We start from the raw sequence: 20149 nt of genomic DNA, 5'->3' as shown, positions 1-20149 counted from the left end.
CTTTAGCAAACTGATCTCACATCAGCCATTGAACGGGATCGAATTTTGACTAATCTGTCACCAAATTTGAGCCCTTGTATAGTTTTAAGGCAATAAATTGGCCAAACGTGCCTGCGAAATAAGCATAGACGACCTCCGCCTGCCAAATCGCGCCTTCCTTGCGCCCATGGCCGGAATTACCGACCGCCCGATGCGCGATCTTGCCGCGCGGTTCGGGGCGGGGCTGGTGGTATCCGAGATGATTGCCAGTGCAGCCCTTGTCACCGGCCACAAGGAGATGATCCGCAAGCTGGCGCCCAGCCACGGCCTGCCCCATATCGTGCAGCTTGCCGGATGTGAGGCCGATTGGCTGGTGCGCGGTGCCCGGATAGCCGAGGAGGCGGGGGCCGACGTCATCGATATCAATTTCGGCTGCCCTTCAAAGCGCGTCACCAACGGATTTGCCGGGTCCGCACTGATGCGGGTGCCGGATATCGCCCTCTCGCTCGTCGAGGCAGTCGTCGCCGCCACCAGCCTGCCCGTTACCGTCAAAATGCGCCTCGGCTGGGATGACGACAACCTCAACGCCGCCGATATCGCCCGCCGCGCCGAGAACGCCGGGGTCAAAATGATCACGGTGCACGGCCGCACCCGCCAGCAGTTCTACAAGGACACGGCCCGATGGCACCTCGTCAGGCCGGTCACGGAGGCCGTCAATATTCCTGTCGTCGTCAATGGCGATATTCTCGGACCGGACGAGGCCGATATCGCGCTGGACCAATCGGGCGCCGATGCCGTCATGATCGGCCGTGGCGCCCAGGGCCAACCATGGATCGTCGGTCAGGTGGCCGCCCATCTCGATGGACGCAAAGCCCCGGCCACGCCCAAGGGTAGCGAGCTGATCGACCTTGTCGCCGCCCACTACCAGGACATGCTGTCCGAATACGGCATCGAACTCGGCGTTCGCGTGGCGCGCAAGCATATTGGCTGGTACCTCGATGCTGCTGGCGAAGTGTCCAATGCGGCCCGCCGCCCGATCATGACCGAAAACGACCCCCACGCCGTCCTGCGCCTGCTGCCTCAACTTTTCGAACAAACATGGAGCCAGGCCGCATGAGCGCGCTTATGGAACTCGATCTCCATACCTCCATACTCCAGTCGTTGCCCCAGCCGGTCATCGTCTGTGCTCAGGACGGCTCGATAACTTTTGCCAATTACGCGGCCGAGGCGTTCTTCCACGCCTCCGCATCCATCCTGACGCGCCAGAAACTGTCCGATTTCATTGCGTTCGGCTCACCCATTCTGGGCCTGATCGAAAGCGTCGCGTCCCGGCTCGCACCAATGATCGAATATCGCGTTCAGGTCGGCACCGCCCGGGTGATCGAAGACAGGATCGCCGACGTCTATGCCAGCCCCATTCCCGAAATGCCCGGTCACGTCACGCTCATCTTCCAGGAGCGGACAATGGCCGACAAGATCGACCGCCAACTCGTATCGCGCGGGGCAGCGCGTTCGGTGACCGGCCTGGCCTCCATGCTGGCCCATGAAATCAAGAACCCGCTCTCGGGCATCCGCGGCGCCTCCCAATTGCTCGAGCAATCGGCAACGGGAGACGACCGGGCGCTGGCACGTCTCATTCGCGACGAAACCGACAGGATTGTCGATCTCGTCGACCGCATGGAGGTGTTTGGCGACGAACGGCCCGTCGAACGGACACCGATCAATATTCACGTCATTCTCGAACGGGTAAAGCTGCTCGCCGCCAACGGCGTCGCCAAGGGCATCACGTTTTCAGAGGATTACGACCCGAGCCTGCCGCCGGTGCTCGGTGACCGCGACCAGCTGATCCAGATTTTCTTGAATTTGATTAAGAACGCCGCAGAAGCACTTGAAAGAACAAACAAACCGGAAATTCGGATTTTGACAGCATTCCGACCGGGCATCCGTATCAGCGTTTCGGGAAACAGCAATCGGGTCTCGCTGCCGCTCGAAATCGTTATCGAAGACAACGGGCCCGGCGTGCCATCCGACATCCTGCCGTTCCTGTTCGATCCGTTCGTCACGACAAAGCTCTCGGGCTCGGGGCTTGGCCTGGCGCTCGTCGCAAAAATCGTGGGCGACCATGGCGGCGTCATCGATTGCGACAGCAGGGCGGGACGAACGCGCTTCCGCATTCTCCTGCCCGTTGCCCAGAATACCGACATCAGCCAAGCCGAAGACCAGGACTAAGACCATGGCCGGACAGACAATTCTCCTCGCAGATGATGACGCCGCGATCCGCATGGTGCTCAATCAGGCGCTCTCTCGCGCCGGCTACGAAGTCCGGCCCACCGGCAACATTTCGACCATGTGGAACTGGGTGACGCGCGGCGAGGGCGACATCCTCATTACCGACGTCTCGATGCCCGATGGCAACGCGTTCGACGTCATGCCCAAGATCAAGAAACTCCGCCCCGAATTGCCCATCGTCGTCATGAGCGCCCAGAACACATTCATGACGGCCATCAGGGCCTCGGAAATGGGCGCCTATGAGTATCTGCCCAAGCCCTTTGACATTACCGAGGTTCTGGCCGTCGTTGGCCGGGCCCTTGCCGATGCCAAACGGCCCGCGCCCGATCGCCGTCAGGAAGACCAGAACGAAAACATGCCGCTGGTGGGCCGCTCGGCCGCCATGCAGGATATCTATCGGGCACTGGCCCGCCTTATGCAGACCGATCTGACCGTGATGATTACGGGGGAGAGCGGTACCGGTAAGGAACTGGTCGCCAAGGCGCTGCACAATTTCGGCAAGCGCAAGAACGGGCCATTCGTTGCCATCAACATGGCCGCCATTCCACGCGACCTGATCGAAGCCGAACTGTTCGGCCACGAAAAGGGAGCCTTTACCGGGGCGACGTCGCGCTCCTCGGGCCGGTTCGAGCAGGCCGAAGGCGGCACGCTGTTTCTCGATGAAATTGGCGATATGCCCATGGACGCACAGACCCGCCTGCTGCGCGTGCTCCAGGAGGGTGAATACACCATGGTCGGTGGCCGTACGGCCATCAAGACCGACGTGCGTATCGTCGCTGCGACACATAGGGACCTCAGCCAGTTGATCCGGCAGGGCCTGTTCCGCGAGGATCTCTATTACCGCCTCAACGTCGTCCCCATCCGCCTGCCGCCGCTGCGTGAACGCATCGACGACGTGCCCGATCTCGCCGCCAGCTTTTTGAAGGCCGCGCAGCGCGAAAACGAGGCACCCAAGGTGCTTTCTTCCGACGCGCTCAAGCTCATGCAGCAATATCACTGGCCGGGAAACGTCCGCGAACTCGAAAATCTCGTCCGGCGCCTTGCCGCGCTCTACGTCGACGAAGTCATTTCGCTCGAGATTGTCCAGAACGAACTCAACCTCGCGGACCGCGGCAATTTCTCGTCAAAGCCCGGACCTGCGGACATCGTGACGGTTATCGAAAGCGATCTGGCCGAACTCTTCAGGGAATATGAGCCCAATCTGCCCCCCGCCGGCGTGTATCAGCGGATCATAGACAAGGTCGAGGTGCCGTTGATTTCGACGGTTCTCAATCTATGCGCAGGCAATCAGATCAAGGCAGCCGAACTTCTCGGCCTCAACCGCAATACGCTGCGCAAGAAAATCCGGGGCCACGGCATCGAAATCGTCAAACACTCCCGGCAATTGGGGTGAGCACCGTCCCAAAGGGCAAATCGCCGCCGACAGACCGGCTCGGCCCTGCGAGCATAGCTCTTCGGGCGTTTGCCCCTTTAAAAGGTCCACTGGACCTTTTAAGCCGCCTTTGCCGGCACGGGGCAAACACTGTCACATTTTGGCAACAATAATCTTGAACCAAAGGCCGAGTTGGGCCAGACTCGGCCAGGCCGGAATGTTTCCTTCGGTTGTAACCGTCAGCGTGGGCGACCATTGCATGCTTTCAAGCGCAGCACTCCATAGCGGCCCCGGAGCCATTGCGCCGCCAGGCAAGTGGGGCAGGAGAGGCGGTGTGCATGGCGGTTAGCGCAGGCAACCGGCAGATATCGCACTCGGGGGACAAATCTGCACCGCTGTTCAACGACAACCGCCTGCTGCGACAGGTCGGCTTTGTCGTTGTCCTGATTTCAGTCATTGTCGCCACCGGCTCGTTCCTCATCATGAGCGGGGCGACCGACATCGAGCCAGGGCCCGATGTCTGGACCTGGATATGGATTGCCAACGCAATCCTGATTACGCTCGTCGTCGCGCTGGTCCTGACCGAACTGGTCATGCTGGTGCAGACGCGCATCCGCAAGCAGGAGGGTGCGCGGCTTCAAGTTCGCATCGTCGTCATGTTTGCCATCGTCGCGGCCGGCCCTGCCTTTATCGTCGCCGTGGTCGCCACGCTCTCGCTCAATCAGGGCCTCGACCAATGGTTCTCCGAGCGCATGCGCTCCATGGTGGAGAGTTCCCGCCTTGTTGCCAGATCCTATATGCTTGAGCATGCGCAGGTCCTGCGTGACGATACGATATGGGTCGCAAGCGAGCTTGAGACGGCCCGCGACAGTTTCACAAACGATGCCCCGCGCTTCCAGCGCATCCTGACCGCGCTCGCCAACACCCGCTCGTTACCGTTTACAAGCCTCGTCAATCAGGCGGGCGAAACTGTCATGCGGGCCCAGATCAATATACCGGGAGCCACGCCGCGCGTTCCCGACGCCGTGCTTGCCGCAGCCGGCGAGGGCGCCCCCACGCTCATCGCCCCGGGCGCCGCCAGCTCTCTGGTCGGCGCGGTCGTCAAGCTTCGTGGCTACGACGATCTTTTCCTCTTTGTCGCGCGTCCGGTCGATCCAGAGGTGCTCGAATATGTGCGGCTGACCGACGAAAATATCACCGAATACCGGCTCTACGATTCCAGCCGACTGGTATTCCAGATCACTTTTGCCTTGATGTATGTTGGGGTGGCTTTCGTTTTCCTGCTCGCCGCACTGTGGATCGGCATTGCTCTGGCCAACGGTCTCATCGACCCCATCCGAAATCTGATGATCGCCTCGAACCGCGTATCCAGCGGCGATCTCGACGTTCAATTGCCCGTTCCCGAACGAGGCGGCGACCTGCACGACCTTGCTGTGCGCTTTAACAAGATGACCGCCCAGCTGCGCAATCAGCGTGCTGCTCTCGTGGCCGCCAGTCGGACCAACGATCAGCGCCGGCAGTTCACCGAAGCGGTTGTGGAGGGCGTTTCCGCGGGCATTATCGGGCTCGATGCGTTCGGTCGCATTACCCTCGTCAATTCCCGGGCCTGCGCCGCCCTCGGCCAGACCGAACTGGACCTGATGAATCAGGAACTCTCCCAAATTGCCCCCGAACTCGCCCCCACCATGGAACGGGCGCAATTGGCCCGTCGGGGCAGGGTGCAGGACCAGGTGCAGCTTTCCACCGGGTTCGATCGGCGTACCTATCAGGTCCGGCTGACCCGTGAAGGCACCATCACCGAATCCAAGGGCTTTGTGGTCACCCTCGACGACATCACCGAACTGGTGGCGGCACAGCGCAATAGCGCCTGGGCCGATGTGGCCCGCCGTATCGCCCACGAGATCAAGAACCCGCTGACCCCGATCCAGCTTTCTGCCGAACGGTTGCGCCGCCGCTACGCCAACAAGCTGGTCGACGATTTCGATGTTTTCGACAAATGCATATCGACCATCGTGCGCCAGGTCGGCGATATCGGGCGCATGGTCGATGAGTTTTCCTCCTTCGCCCGCATGCCCTCGGCAACGATCGTGAGGGCCGACCTTTCCGATACCGTGCGGCAGGCCGTTTTTCTTGAAAGCGTTCGCCAGCCCGAAATCAACATCAAGGCGGTGTTGCCCGACGAGACGATATACGCCCAGTTCGATACGAGGCTGGTCTCCCAGGCGCTGACCAATCTTATCAAGAATGCCGTCGAAGCCATTGAAAGCGTGGGCCTTGATACGGTTGAGGACCCCGAAGTCATTGTCGAGGCGTCGGTGAGCGGCGACGAAGCGGTTATCGAGGTCAGCGACAACGGCAAGGGCTGGCCGGAGGAAAACCGCCACCAACTCCTCGAACCCTATATGACGACGCGGGAAAAGGGCACGGGGCTTGGTCTTGCTATTGTCGCAAAGATCATCGAACAGCATGGCGGTCGTGTCGACCTGCGCGATGCAGCACCCGATGCCAATGGCCGCGTCGGTGCCTGCTTCGCCTTCACCTTGCCGCTGCAGAAAAGTGAAAAACAGCCGGTCGGACCTCAGGGCCATGGCCAGAGCACCGAAAAAACGACCCAAGAGGAGACATCGCGCGTATCCGCGATGGCAATAAAGTAAATGGCTCGTGACATTCTGATTGTTGATGACGAGGAAGATATCCGCGAACTGATCGCCGGAATTCTCGAAGACGAAGGCTATGAGCCGCGACAGGCGTCCGATGCCGACGGCGCACTCAACGAAATCGCCAAACGGCGCCCCAATCTGGTGTACCTCGACATCTGGATGCAGGGGTCACGCCTCGATGGCCTCCAGCTGCTCGATGTGCTCCAGACCGACCATCCCGATCTTCCGGTGGTGATGATCTCGGGCCACGGCAATGTCGAAACCGCCGTCTCGGCCATTCGGCGGGGCGCCTACGACTACATCGAAAAGCCCTTCAAGATCGACCGCCTGCTGCTCATCACCCAGCGCGCCATTGAGGCCAGCAAGCTCAGGATAGAAGTCGCCGATCTCAAGGAACGGACCGGCGACGAGACCGAACTGGTCGGAGTATCGGGCGCCATTTCCCAGGTGCGCTCCCTGATCGACAAGTCTGCGGGCACACGTTCGCGGGTTTTCATCTCGGGCGGAGCGGGGACAGGCAAGGGCATGTGCGCGCGCCTGCTTCACTTCAAGAGTCCGCGTGCCATGGGCCCGTTCATCGAAATCAACGCTTCACTCTATGCTCCGGACGAAATTCCCGTTGTGCTGTTCGGACGCGAAGTGCGTGACAAGAACGGCCTGCGCACCGAAGTCGGTGCTCTCGAACGGGCCCATGGCGGAACGCTCTATCTGTCCGAAGTCGCCTCGCTCCCTCTCGAGGCGCAGACCTCCTTGCTGCGCGCACTCGTCGAAAACAAGTTCACCCGCGTCGATGGCCACGGCCCGGTGCCGGTTGACGTGCGAATCGTCTCGTCAAGCTCGCAAAACGTTGCCGGCCTGATCGAGGAGGGGAAATTCCGCACCGATCTTTTCCACCGCCTTTCGGTCGTGCCGCTCCAGCTCACCTCTCTGCGTGAACGCCGCGAGGACATTCCCTCGCTGGTCAGCCTGTTCGTGGCCCAGCTTTCGCGCATGCACAACCTGCCGCGTTTCCTGTTCGGCGACGATGCCATCGCTGTTCTTCAGGGCCAGGATTGGCCGGGAAACGCGCGCCAATTGCGCAACGCCATTGAGCGCCTGCTTATCCTGGTGCGCGACCAGAAGCCGGCCGACGGCGTCATCACCGCCGCCATGCTACCCTCTGACATTTCCGAGGTGCTGCCCACCATCGGCGATACCGACTCATCGGCGCACCTGATGAGCCTGCCCTTGCGGGATGCACGCGAAGTTTTCGAGCGCCAGTACCTGATCGCCCAGATCGAGCGGTTCGGGGGCAACATCTCGAAAACAGCGGAATTTGTGGGTATGGAGCGAAGCGCATTGCACCGCAAGATCAAATCGCTCGGGCTTTAGTGACAGGTGATGGCGTGCTAACACATGCGCCGTTGCTTCCATCTGGGACGCTGAAATGAGAGTTATTATCTGCGGAGCCGGCCAGGTCGGCTACGGGATCGCCGAGCGCCTTTCGGCCGAAGGCAATGAAATCACCGTCATCGACAACAATCCGGCCCTGGTGCAGCGCGTCAGGGACACGCTTGATGCGCGCGGGTTGCATGGGCACGGGTCCCATCCGGACGTTCTGGCCCAGGCCGGGGCGCGTGATGCCGATATGCTGATCGCCGTTACCCAGGTCGATGAGGTCAACATGACCGCCTGCCAGGTGGCCCATTCGATCTTCGAAGTGCCCACCCGCATCGCGCGCATCCGCTCGCAAAGCTATCTCGATCCCGAATGGAGCAACATGTTCTCCCGGGATCACCTGCCCATCGACGTCATCATCTCGCCCGAGGTGGAGGTTGGCGAGCTCATCCTGCAGCGCATGGCCTATCCGGGCGCCAACGAGATCGTGACCTTCGAGGACGATCAGGTCGTGGTCATCGAGGTCAACGTGACCGAGGACTGCGCGGTGATCGATACCCCGCTGCGGCACCTTACCGACCTGTTTCCCAATCTTCAGGCGACCGTTATGGGTGTGCGGCGCGACGGCGAAATGCGGGTCGTCCACTCCCACGAACAGATGATCGCCGGCGATCAGGCCGTGGTGGCCGTGGCGCGCGATCAGGTCCAGCGTGTTCTGGGCCTCTTCGGGCGCGATGAAGTTCCGCCCAGCCGCGTGGTCATTGCCGGCGCCGGCAATGTCGGCCGCTATGTTGCCCGCCGGATAGAGGAAACCGATCCCTCGGTGTCGATCCGCATCATCGAGAGCAACCGCGAAAACGCCCAGCGGACGGCCGAGGCCATGAAGCACTCCATCGTCGTGTTCGGCGATGCGCTGGCCGAAGACATCATGCGCGAGGTCGACGTTCGCGATGCCCATATGTTCCTGGGGCTGACCAATGACGACAAGACCAACATTTTGTCCTCGGTCATCGCCAGTGAAATGGGCTGCCACGCCAATATCGCGCTGGTCAACCAGAGCCAGTATCCCCGCGTCGCCCGGCGGCTCGGCGTTGACGCGTTCATCAATCCACGCGCCATTACCGTATCTAAAGTCCTCCGCCACGTCAGGCGCGGCCGCATTCGGGGCGTCTATACGCTGGGCAATGGCGCAGCCGAAATTTTGGAAGCCGAAGCGCTTGAAACCTCGACGCTGGTGGGAAAGCCGCTGCGCGAATTCAAGCTGCCTCCCGGCATACGCATCGGTGCCATCGTAAGAGGCAGCCAGTCGATCATGCCGACCGGCGATACCATCGTGCGCGCGGGCGATTTCGTGATCGTTTTCGCACTCGCCGCCAGTCTGCGACAGGTCGAACAGATGTTCAGGGTCAGCATCGACTTTTTTTAGAGCGAGTCCGGAAAATCGGGAACCGGTTTCCCGATAAGACTTGCGTCAAAACAAGAGGGGTAGATCGTGTCAGCGATTCAATGAATCACTGACACGATCTAGATGTCCTGAGAGGGGATGGGTTTGCCCACCATCGGAATTCTATCGGCCGGTGTGTTCGGGGTCTTCGCCCTCTCATTGGTGTTGCCGCTGTTTGTTGCGCTGGTCGAAGGCAATTGGCGCGCCCTCGAGGCGATTTTTCTGGTTGCCGTCGGGTACGGGTTTCTGTCCGCTGTCACCATTCTTTCGCTCAGCCGGCGGGCGCGCACGCTTAACAGGGCAGGGGTATTCATGGCGGCCATTACCGTATGGCTGTCATTGATTGCCGCCGCCGTGCCCCTTTTCATTCTGGTCGAGGGCCAACAGCTCGTCCCGGCCATTTTCGAGGCCAGCTCGGCCGCCGTTACGCTTGGGGCAACCCTGCGCCCGCCCGCCGATTTGTCGCCGTCCATGACCTTTTACCGGGCCACGGTGGCATGGGTGGGCGGCCTGACAACCCTGACGCTGGCCGTCTATGTGTTGGGGCCATACCGGGTGGGCGGCATACCCAACGCAAACCTGCGGCAGGTCCAGCACGCCCGCACCGAAAACGATCCGCGCATTTTCGTCACGCTGCAATCGATCGCCGCGCCCTATCTGGCCCTGACGATTACCTGCGCCATGTTGTTGATCATCGTGCGGGTCCCCGCGGACGACGCCATTGTCGTGGCGATGAGCATGCTTTCCACCAACGGATTCGTGCCCCCGGGATCGACGACATCCGTCCTCGACAACCGGCTCGCCGAAATTGTCATGATGGTTTTCATGCTTATCGGCGCAACCAGCATAATCTGGCACCGCCTGCTTGTTGCCCGGGGCGGCGAAGGCTCGCGTGAACATCACGAAGGCATGCGCTATCTCGCGGCCATCGGCGCGTTGGTGGTTATGGCCATCCTTGCAGCCATTTTCGCGCCGCCGCTCGGTCGGCCGGGCTTTGAAAGCGCCTTCAATTACGTCTTCGACATGATCTCGATCGCCACCACGACCGGCATCACCCACGATCTGCGACTGGGGGTTTCCATACCGTTTGAGGCCATTCTCATTATCGTTTTCATTGGCGGCTGTTCATATTCGACGGCCGGAGGCATCAAGGCGTTTCGCCTGCTCACCATGCTCAAGCATGTGGGCAACGAACTCGACAGGCTCGTTTATCCCAGCGCCATTCTGCGAGACGACGTGCAATACGACACCCAGCAGCGCATCATCGCCAAATCCGTGTGGAGCACCTTTTTCCTCGGCGTGTTGGCCGTCACCATTGCGCTGCTGATCTTCGCCGCACAGGGCCATTCCCTGCCTTCCGCCATGGCACTTGCAGCGGGGGCCTTTTCACAGGTCGGCAATCTCGTCGACTCTGCTGTTCCCGGGCTGTCCCAGGGCGTTGCGTCCGACGCCACCCTGCTAACGATCGCCGCACTGGCCACCATCGCCCGCATCGAAATCCTGGTGGTGCTGGCGGCAATTACAGGAAATCGCTGGTAATTCCGCTCTAGGCTCGTTCCATGAGATATGCAATAGTTACCGAGTTGACATGTAATGCGTCAAACGGGCAGGGCGGCACCCAAGCTGGTTGTCAAACAAAAAGTCGGTCGGGCGTCTGACCGGTGCTCCATGTCCGACGCAAACAAGAGGCCGTACAATGCCCAGTGAAAAGGTGCAGAACCTTCAAGATGCCTTTCTCAATCACGTTCGCAAGAACAAGGTTCCGGTGACGATCTTTCTCGTTAACGGCGTCAAATTGCAGGGCGTCATCACCTGGTTCGACAATTTCTGTCTGTTGCTGCGTCGCGATGCCCAGAGCCAACTGGTCTATAAGCACGCAATTTCGACGATCATGCCGGGCGCACCCATTCAACTGTTCGACCCCGAGAGCAACACCGATTGATCGATAAAGAAGACGACGACGATGGCAAGGGCTTCGTGGACCTTCGCGAAGTCCCCACACGCACTGGTCTCGTAACCCCCGACGTCAGGCATAACCGTTATGCGCGCCCGGCCGAGGCGCGGCATGCCGAATTTATCGGGCTTGCCGCGGCCATAGCGCTCGACCTGGTGTTCACCGAAATCCTGCGCGTGCGCGAAATCAAGCCGTCGACCTATCTCGGTGGCGGGCAGGTGCAGCAGCTTGCCGAGTGGGCCAAGGAGCGAGAGATTGAACTGCTGGTCATCGATGCGCCGCTCTCGGCCATCCAGCAACGCAATCTCGAACGCGAGATCGGCGTAAAGGTCCTTGACCGCACGGCGCTGATTCTCGAAATCTTCGGTGAGCGCGCCGCGACCCGCGAGGGTGTGCTGCAGGTCGAACTCGCCCATCTCAATTACCAGAAGGGCCGTCTGGTCCGCTCCTGGACCCACCTTGAGCGTCAGCGCGGCGGCGGCGGCTTTCTTGGCGGTCCGGGCGAAACCCAGATCGAATCCGACCGACGCCAGATTCAGGACCGCATTCTCGTTCTCGAGCGCCGCCTCGACAAGGTGCGCCGCACCCGTCAGCTGCAGCGCGGCCCCCGCGATTCTGTGCCGTTCCCCGTCGTCGCGCTGGTCGGTTACACCAATGCCGGCAAGTCGAGCCTGTTCAACGCCATCACCGGCTCGGGGGTCATGGCTGAGAACCTGTTGTTCGCAACGCTCGACACCACCGTGCGCCGCGCCTCGCTCCCCCATGGCCGCGACGTCATCCTGTCCGATACCGTTGGCTTCATTTCCGATCTGCCGACCGATCTTGTGGCCGCCTTTCGCGGTACGCTCGAGGAAGTAACGCAGGCCCAGGTCATCTTGCACGTCCGCGACGTTTCCAACCCCGACCATCCGGCACAGGCAAACGACGTGCTCTCGGTTCTGGCTTCGCTCGGTGTCACCGGCGAAACCACGCCGATCATCGAGGTCTGGAACAAGATCGACAGCCTGCCTGCCGAAGCCATCGACGGCCTGGCGAATATCACGCCAGCGGGAAAAGTCGCGGCCGCCATTCCGGTTTCGGCCGTGACCGGCCAGGGGCTGCCCGACCTTCTCCTTGCCGTCGAAAAAACGCTGGCCCAGGATTCGCGCCTGTTCAGTGTCCTGATTCCGCACGAATCGAGTTCTGAAACAGGCTGGCTTTACGCCAACGCTGAAGTTGTCGAGCGCGGCGAACCCGACGATGAAGGCACGCGCTACACTGTCCGGGTTCTGCCCCGGCACCGTGCCGAGTTTTCGGAAAAATTCGCCGGCCGGATTACCGGTCTCGACGGATCAAGCTGATTTGTCGGCCTTGCGGATCTCGTTCCAGTAAAGATCCAGCCGTTCAAGGCCCGCCTCGGAAATCTCGATCTCGTTCTCGCGGCACCGGGCTTCCACATGTTCGAACCGCCGTACGAATTTGGCATTGGCATCGCGCAGCGCGGCTTCCGGGTCGATACCCGCATGACGGGCAAGGTTGGCGACTGCGAACAAAAGGTCGCCGATTTCCTCGGCCTTGGCCGCCTCGCTCGGCCCGGCAAGCGCCTCCTGGACTTCGCCCAGTTCCTCATCGATCTTGGCAATGACCGATGCAGTATCCGGCCAATCGAAACCCACCCGCGCGGCGCGCTTGGCCAGTTTTCCCGCTCGCGTCAGCGCCGGTAGCCCAGCGGGAACATCATCGAGCAGGGACGGTGGCTTTTCTCCGCCACGCCGTTCGGCTTTCTTCGCCCGCTCACCAGCCTTGATCGCTTCCCAGCGTTTCTCGCTCGATGCGGCATTCCCGGACTCGTCGTCCCCGAACACGTGTGGATGGCGCCGGATCAGCTTTTCGGTGACCGCATAGATGACGTCGCCGATCTCGAACAGGCCTTCTTCCTTGGCCATCTGCGCGTGATAGATCGGCTGTAGCAAAAGATCGCCCAACTCATCGCGAAGATCCTCGTAGTCCTCGCGCTCGATCGCGTCCGCCACCTCATAGGCTTCCTCGATTGTATAATGCCGGATCGATCTGAAATCCTGCTCTATATCCCAGGGGCAACCTGTTTCTCTGTCGCGCAGGCGCGCCATGATCTCGATAAGGCGGGAAATGTCGCGGGAGGGCTGCATGGAAAAAACCTTGGACAAAGAGTGGTGATGGTGAACCAGTTCTAGCCGGCTCCTCGGCGGGTCGCCACCCCGGTCAGCCCGCCTTGATCAGCGGAATGGCCAGATCCTTGCGGAAAATATAGAGCAGCGACCGCAGTGCTTCGCCCTCCGGCCCCTTGAGCCCGGGATTGCGCTCAAGCGCCGCCCGCGCATCGTCATGCGCCATTTCCAGCAGATGCTTGTGGACGTCCGGAACGGCGATCCGATAGCCGGGCATGCCCGATTGCCGCGTGCCCAGCAAATCGCCCTGGCCGCGCAATTCGAGGTCCTTTTCGGCAATCTCGAATCCGTCATCGGTTTGGCGGATGGCTTCGAGGCGTTGTTTGGCCGTTTCGCTCAGCGGCTCGGAATAGAGCAACAGGCACACCGAGCGCGCCGATCCGCGCCCCACGCGGCCGCGCAACTGATGCAACTGCGCCAGTCCGAACCGTTCGGCATGCTCAATGATGATGATCGTCGCGTTGGGCACATCGACCCCCACTTCGATCACCGTTGTCGCGACGAGAATCTGGGCATCGCCTGAAGAGAACCGCGCCATCGCCTCCTGCTTGGCCGCCGCGCTCATCCGTCCGTGGATCAGTTCCACCCGGTCGCCAAAGCTCTTCTTGAGTTCCGCAAACCGGTCCTCTGCCGCTACAACGTCGAGCACGTCGCTTTCCTCGACCAGCGGGCACACCCAATAGGCCTGCGCGCCTTCCGCAAGCCGCGATGCCAGCCGGCCCACAACGCGCTCATATTCGGAAATCGGCAGCGTCGCCGTGTCGATGGGCTGCCGTCCCGCCGGTTTTTCGCGCAGCACCGAAACGTCCATGTCCCCGAAATGAGTCAGCACCAGCGTGCGCGGAATGGGCGTCGCCGTCATCACCAGCAGGTCCGTCTTGTGCCCCTTTTCGGACAGCGCCAGCCGCTGATGCACCCCGAACCGGTGCTGTTCGTCGACAACCGTCAGTCCGAGATTGTCAAACTCCACCCCGCTCTGGAACAGCGCATGGGTACCCACGGCAATGGTGATCGATCCATCGGCCAGCCCGGCCAACGCCGTCCGCCTTTCCGACGCCGGCATTTTCCCGGTCATCAGCACGGTCTTGAGCCCGGCCTTTTCGGCCAGCGGCTGGAGTGTCCGGAAATGCTGGCTCGCGAGAAGTTCGGTCGGCGCCATCAAGGCCGATTGCCCGCCATCCTCGGCCACCATCGCCATGGCCATCAGAGCCACCACTGTCTTGCCCGACCCCACATCGCCCTGCAAAAGCCGTGACATGCGGGTCGGCTTTTCCAGATCCTCGCGAATATCCGAAATCGCCAGTCGTTGCCCATCGGTCAGCGCGAAAGGTAGGGCACTCTCTACCTTATCGGTGATCTCTTCGGTCACGCGCCGCGCAATGCCCGAGGATTTGACCATGGTTTCCCGGATCAGAGACAGCGCCAATTGTCCGGCCAGGTATTCGTCATAAGCCAGCCGCATGCGCGAGGGTGAAACGATGTCGCCCTCGCTCGGCCGCTGCGGCGCATGAATATGGCGCAGCGCCTCGGAAAATCCCGGCCAGTTCATGATGGTGCGCCGGTCTCTGCCCGTCCATTCGGGAATGATCGGCACGAGATCGAGGGCCGAGGCGATCACCTTGCGCAGAGCCCGTGACGAAAGCCCGTGGGTGAGCGGATAAACCGGCTCGACCATCGGCAGGCTCGCGAGATTGTCGGGCTCCACGATGTAATCGGGATGCGTCATCTGCTTTTCGCGACCGAAAAAACCGATTTCCCCGGAGACGTACCGGATGTCGCCGATCGGCAATTGCTTTTCCACCCAGCCGCCTCTAGCCCCGAAAAAGCTCAGCGTGATCTCTCCGGTTTCGTCATGCGCCTTGATTCGCAACGGCGCCCGGCTGTTGCGTGGCGGCACGATATGCTCGTCGATATGAAGCTTCAGCGTGGCGATCGATCCGACAGGCGCATAGGCCACCCCGTTCTGCGCGCGCCTATCGATAACCCCGGACGGCATGTGCATGAGCACATCGAGAACCACGGCGTCCTGCCCGTCGGGCGCACCAAAGAACCTGGCGAACAGCGCGCCCAGTTGCGGCCCGACGCCTTTCATCGATTTGAGCGATTTGAACAGCGGGTTCAGCAGATCGGGGCGGGGCACGACTCAAAACTGGGCTAATATGAACGGAAACGGAACGATATATGCTTGTGTGCCATGGCAAAAGGCTGACAGCGCCACCAAATGTCTCTAATAACTGCGGTCCCGAGCCTCAATATCTGTCTGGACCATGACCGACACAAACGCCATCGAAATGCGCCGCAAGCGCGCGCTTTACCGCGCCCAGCATCGCGGCACCCAGGAAATGGATATTTTGATCGGCGGATTCGTCGCCGATCATCTCGAATCGCTCGATGCCGAAATGCTCGATCGCCTCGAGGCCCTGATGGACCACGAGGAAACCGACCTTCAGGCCTGGCTCATGGGCCAGAGCGACATTCCCGACACCGCCGATCGCGACCTGATCGACACGATCCGCAACCACAAGATTTCACAGAACTAGTTTCATGGACGATTTGCTGCGCGACAGACCCTCAAGGATTCTGGCCAACCTTCCCGACGGCATGCAGCCGGCGGTGCTGTCGCGCGAAATAGAAAACCGTCTGAAAGAAACGCCACAAGCACCTGTTTCTATTGTCTTTGTTGCGCGTGATGGTCGTCGCCTGCAGCGCATGGCCGATATCCTGCAAACCATGTTGCCCGGCCATCCCGTGCTGATCTTTCCCGCCTGGGACTGTCTGCCCTATGATCGCGTTTCGCCAAACGCCGTAACCATCGCCGCCCGCATGTCGGCCCTGGCCCAACTGGTCGATCCCGCGATCAAGGGCGCCATCGTCCTCACCGCCGTCAATGCGCTCATTCAGCGCGTCGTGCCGCGTGATGTGGTCGCCGCCATGACATTTTCGGCAGCGGCCGGACGCATGGTCGATAGTGAAAAGCTGATCGGATGGGCCACCAACAATGGCTATCTGCGCGTGCCCACGGTGCGCGAAGCCGGCGAATACGCGGTGCGGGGCGGACTGGTTGATCTCTACCCCGCCGGCCACGATGCTCCACTGCGCTTTGACTTTTTCGGCCAGCAGCTTGAAACCATTCGCGCTTTCGATCCCGAAAGCCAGCGCACCACCGGCAATGTCAAATCGGTCACCCTCGTTCCCATGAGCGAGGCCATGCTGAACGAAGACACCATCCGCCGCTTCCGCCGCAACTACACAACAGCCTTCGGTGGCAACACGGCCGACGACCCGCTCTATGGCGCCATCAGCGCCGGGCAGCGTTTTGCGGGCATAGAGCACTGGTTGCCCTTCTTTTACGATGAGATGGAAACGCTGCCCGCCTATATCGGCGATGCCCCTGTCTATTTCGACGATCAGTCGCGCGAGGCCTATGCCGAGCGCCGCGACCAGATCCTCGACTATTACAGCGCCCGCAAGGAGGCCCGCGAGCAGGGCAGCACCGCCGGCGCACCTTACAAGCCGCTTAAACCCGAACTGCTCTATAACGTGGAGCAGGGGCCATACGAGTTGGCCCGTGGCCACGAGATTTCCGAACTTTCGCCCTTCCTGCCCGCCGATGAGAACCTGCCCGTCATCGACTGCGCCGGTCATCTGGCGCCCAGCTTTGCCGCCGAACGCCAGGCGGCAGATACCAACCTGTTTGAAGCGGTCATTTCGCGCATCAAGACCGAGGCGAGGGCAGGGCGTAGGACCGTCATTTCATGCTGGACCGAAGGCACCCGCGATCGCATGGGCCAGGTGCTCAAGGATCACGGCCTTAAGGCAGTCAAAAAGCTCGAGAACTGGAAACAGGTCGATCTGCTCAAAATCGGCCAGCTCGGCCTCGTCGTCCTGCCACTCGAAACCGGCTATCTGACAGATGATATCGCCGTCCTGTCCGAACAGGACATCCTCGGCGAACGCATCATCCGCCAGACCCGGCGTAAAAAGGCGTCCGACGCGCTCACCGAAGCGAGTGCGCTTTCTGCTGGCGATCTTGTCGTCCACGTCGATCACGGCATCGGGCGGTTCATCGGCCTCAAAGCCATCGAGGTGCAGGGCGCACCCCATGATTGCGTCGAGATCGAATACGCCAAAGGCGACAAGCTCTACCTTCCGGTCGAAAATATCGAACTGCTCTCGCGCTATGGCGCTGAAGGCGCCGAACTCGACAAACTGGGCGGCGTCGCCTGGCAGGCCAAGAAGTCCAAGCTTAAAAAACGCATCCGCGACATGGCCGAGCAGCTCATCAAGATCGCTGCCGCCCGCCAGACGGCCCATACCGATCCCATCGAAGTCCAGACGGGCGCTTACGACGAGTTCTGCGCCCGGTTCCCTTACGAGGAAACCGAGGATCAACTCGCGACTATCGACGCCGTGTTCGACGACCTCACTTCCGGTCGCATCATGGACCGGCTGGTCTGCGGCGATGTGGGCTTCGGCAAGACCGAAGTGGCGTTGCGCGCCGCCTTCGTCATGGCCATGAGCGGGCGTCAGGTCGCCATTGTCGTGCCCACGACCCTGCTGTCCCGCCAGCACTTCAAAACCTTCTCGGACCGTTTCTCCGGTCTGCCGGTGCGTGTGCGTCAGGCTTCCAGGCTGGTGCCCGCCGCCGAACTCAAGGCGACCAAGGAAGGACTCAAGGACGGCAGCGTCGATATCGTCGTGGGCACCCACGCCCTGCTGTCGAAATCGATTCAGTTCCGCGACATTGGCCTGATGATCGTCGATGAGGAGCAGCATTTCGGCGTCGCACACAAGGAGCGCCTCAAGGAGATGCGCGCCAACGTCCACGTGCTCACCCTATCGGCGACGCCCATCCCGCGCACCCTGCAACTGGCCCTGACCGGCGTGCGCGACCTGTCGCTGCTTGCGACGCCTCCCGTCGATCGCCTCGCCATCCGCACCTTCGTGTCGCCCTTCGACCCGCTTGTCGTGCGTGAAGCCCTGCTGCGCGAAAAATATCGTGGTGGGCAGGCCTTCTATGTCTGCCCGCGCATTTCCGATCAGGCCGACATCGCGCAATTTCTGACCGACCATGTTCCCGAGGTCAGTTTCGTGGTCGCCAACGGGCAAATGGCGCCACAACAGCTCGATGACACCATGAACGCCTTTTACGATGGCAAGTTCGATGTGCTTGTCGCCACCACTATCGTGGAATCGGGCTTGGATGTGCCGACAGCCAATACGCTCATTGTGCATCGCGCCGACAAGTTCGGCCTCGCCCAGCTCTATCAGATCCGTGGGCGCATCGGTCGTTCCAAGACCCGCGCCTACGCCATTTTCACGGTGCCGGCAGACCGCAAGCTCAATGATCAGGCCCAACGCCGCCTCCAGGTGCTCCAATCCCTCGAATCGCTTGGCGCCGGCTTCCAGCTTGCCAGCCACGATCTCGATATTCGCGGCGCCGGCAATCTCCTGGGCGAAGAGCAGTCCGGCCACATCCGCGAAGTGGGGTTCGAGCTCTACCAGTCCATGCTCGAAGAGGCGGTAGCCTCATTAAGGGCAGGGCAGTCGGCCGAGGAGGAAGAGGCCGGACAGTGGTCGCCGCAGATTTCTCTTGGCATGCCCGTGATGATCCCGGAGGCCTACGTGCCCGACCTTCAGGTCCGTATGCAGCTTTACCGCCGCTTGGGCGATCTGACCGATGCCAACGAAATCGACGGCGTCGGCGCGGAAATGATCGACCGGTTCGGCCCACTGCCCGAGGAGGTCGAGGCGCTGCTCAAGGTCGTGCTCATCAAATCCCTGTGTCGTGCCGCCAATGTCGAAAAGGTCGATGCCGGCCCCAAGGGCGCGCTTATCACGCTGCGCAATGGCGTTTTCCCAAATCCTGCCGGATTGGTGCGCCATATTGCAGATCCTGGCCAGGCGGCCCGGCTGCGTCCCGATCAGAAAATCATGTTCGCGCGCAACTGGCCGACTGCCGAGCAGCGGCTCAAAGGCAGCGCTGCGATCCTTTCGCGACTGGCCGGCCTCGCCGCTGGCCAGTGACACCTTTAAGCAACACGAGTGGTCCAAGCGCATTGGCAGTGTCTCAACGTCATGCTATTGCCCGATTTCGCCGCTCTTGAACGTGTCTGAACCTTATGATTCCGGCAGGGTCTACCTGCCCAGAGCAACAGGAATGTCCATGAAACTCAAAAACGCGATACTTGCCGGCGCTGTTGCCACGGGACTGGCCGTTTCAATGGCCGGCGCCGTCCATGCGCAGTCCGCAGACGCGGGAATGATCGACCAGGCCGAAACCTCTGAGGGCTCGGCCGAAGACAATTGGCTCAAGGTCTGTAGCGATCTCGACGATGGCGGCCAAGCGTGCATCATGCGCCAGGTTGTCAGCAACACCGGCGTGTTCACGGGCTCGTTCCTCCTGCGCGACGATCCCAGCCAGGAAAGCCGTCTTCTTGCTGTCGCTTCCGTCCCGATCGGCGTGCTGTTGCCCTTCGGCCTGACCTGGCAGATCGACAGCGGCAAGCCCGTGCGCGTCCCCTACATGTTGTGCGACCCGCAGGCCTGCTCTGCCCAGCTCGTTATCAACGAATCCTACATCCAGAGCCTCAAGCGCGGCAGCACCCTTACCCTGACCGCCAAGAACCGTCAGAACGAAGATATCACGATCGATATCACGCTCGCGGGCTTCACGGCAGTCTATGACAATCCCGAAGGCGTCTCGATCGAAGAGCTCAACCAGGCCAATTCGACCGAGAACGTGCTTGAAAATGTCCTTCAGGACCGTGCCAACCAACTCCGCGAGGAGATGGAAGGCGGCGAGGCCGCTCCGGCCGAAAGTGCTCCCGTCGAAGAAGCGCCGGCCCAATAAGGCGCAACCGGATTTTCATACGGAAAAGGCGGACC

The 20149-nt window shown here is 61.1% G+C and carries 14 protein-coding genes; 12 read left to right on the top strand and 2 right to left on the bottom strand.

Annotation, left to right across the window (positions count from 1 at the left end; genetic code table 11):
- Positions 1-166 precede the first annotated feature (166 nt).
- The 9 genes from dusB to hflX all read left to right on the top strand — a co-directional run bounded on the left by dusB (position 167) and on the right by hflX (position 12415).
- Positions 167-1096 carry a tRNA dihydrouridine synthase DusB gene (gene dusB / locus V6617_RS10395; RefSeq protein ID WP_338610681.1) on the top strand — a complete coding sequence of 310 codons (930 nt, stop codon included), beginning with the start codon at positions 167-169 and terminating at the stop codon, positions 1094-1096.
- On the top strand, positions 1093-2208 hold the full coding sequence (locus tag V6617_RS10390) for a two-component system sensor histidine kinase NtrB (RefSeq protein WP_338606911.1): 1116 nt from the start codon (positions 1093-1095) through the stop codon (positions 2206-2208). The genes dusB and V6617_RS10390 overlap by 4 nt, the downstream gene beginning before the upstream one ends.
- A gap of 4 nt (positions 2209-2212) precedes the next feature.
- Complete coding sequence (gene ntrC / locus V6617_RS10385; protein WP_338606910.1) at positions 2213-3661, top strand: nitrogen regulation protein NR(I); 1449 nt, start codon at positions 2213-2215, stop codon at positions 3659-3661.
- A 317-nt stretch (positions 3662-3978) separates the two neighbouring features.
- Positions 3979-6294, top strand: coding sequence for a PAS domain-containing sensor histidine kinase (locus V6617_RS10380; RefSeq protein WP_338606909.1), 2316 nt, complete (start codon positions 3979-3981; stop codon positions 6292-6294).
- On the top strand, positions 6295-7671 hold the full coding sequence (locus tag V6617_RS10375; protein ID WP_338606908.1) for a sigma-54 dependent transcriptional regulator: 1377 nt from the start codon (positions 6295-6297) through the stop codon (positions 7669-7671). It abuts the gene before it with no gap.
- 55 nt (positions 7672-7726) lie between these two features.
- Complete coding sequence (trkA, locus tag V6617_RS10370; protein WP_338606907.1) at positions 7727-9103, top strand: Trk system potassium transporter TrkA; 1377 nt, start codon at positions 7727-7729, stop codon at positions 9101-9103.
- 123 nt (positions 9104-9226) lie between these two features.
- Complete coding sequence (locus V6617_RS10365) at positions 9227-10660, top strand: potassium transporter TrkG (RefSeq protein ID WP_338606906.1); 1434 nt, start codon at positions 9227-9229, stop codon at positions 10658-10660.
- 157 nt (positions 10661-10817) lie between these two features.
- On the top strand, positions 10818-11063 hold the full coding sequence (hfq, locus tag V6617_RS10360; RefSeq protein ID WP_014130571.1) for an RNA chaperone Hfq: 246 nt from the start codon (positions 10818-10820) through the stop codon (positions 11061-11063).
- Entirely contained in the window at positions 11060-12415 is a 1356-nt protein-coding gene (hflX, locus tag V6617_RS10355; RefSeq protein WP_338606905.1) for a GTPase HflX, read from the top strand. Before hfq ends, hflX begins: the two co-directional genes overlap by 4 nt.
- Here the strand turns inward: hflX and mazG are convergent.
- Both mazG and recG read right to left on the bottom strand, forming a co-directional pair.
- A complete protein-coding gene (gene mazG, locus V6617_RS10350; RefSeq protein ID WP_338606904.1) occupies positions 12407-13222 on the bottom strand; it encodes a nucleoside triphosphate pyrophosphohydrolase in 816 nt (271 codons plus the stop codon). The two genes, hflX and mazG, sit on opposite strands and share 9 nt — an antisense overlap.
- A gap of 73 nt (positions 13223-13295) precedes the next feature.
- Positions 13296-15353, bottom strand: coding sequence for an ATP-dependent DNA helicase RecG (recG, locus tag V6617_RS10345; RefSeq protein ID WP_338610679.1), 2058 nt, complete (start codon positions 15351-15353; stop codon positions 13296-13298).
- A 175-nt stretch (positions 15354-15528) separates the two neighbouring features.
- Between recG and V6617_RS10340 the strand changes: the two genes are divergently transcribed.
- The 3 genes from V6617_RS10340 (at position 15529) to V6617_RS10330 (ending at position 20114) form a co-directional block, all read left to right on the top strand.
- On the top strand, positions 15529-15801 hold the full coding sequence (locus tag V6617_RS10340) for a succinate dehydrogenase assembly factor 2 (RefSeq protein ID WP_338606903.1): 273 nt from the start codon (positions 15529-15531) through the stop codon (positions 15799-15801).
- Positions 15802-15805: 4 nt separating this feature from the next.
- Positions 15806-19288: a transcription-repair coupling factor gene (gene mfd, locus V6617_RS10335; protein WP_338606902.1), complete on the top strand. Its 3483-nt coding sequence runs from the start codon at positions 15806-15808 to the stop codon at positions 19286-19288.
- Between the two features lie 139 nt (positions 19289-19427).
- Entirely contained in the window at positions 19428-20114 is a 687-nt protein-coding gene (locus V6617_RS10330; RefSeq protein ID WP_338606901.1) for an invasion associated locus B family protein, read from the top strand.
- Positions 20115-20149: the final 35 nt, after the last annotated feature.

The organism is Pelagibacterium nitratireducens (assembly GCF_037044555.1).
GTDB classification, from domain to species: domain Bacteria; phylum Pseudomonadota; class Alphaproteobacteria; order Rhizobiales; family Devosiaceae; genus Pelagibacterium; species Pelagibacterium nitratireducens.
This window is presented reverse-complemented; position numbering and strand designations above follow the sequence as displayed.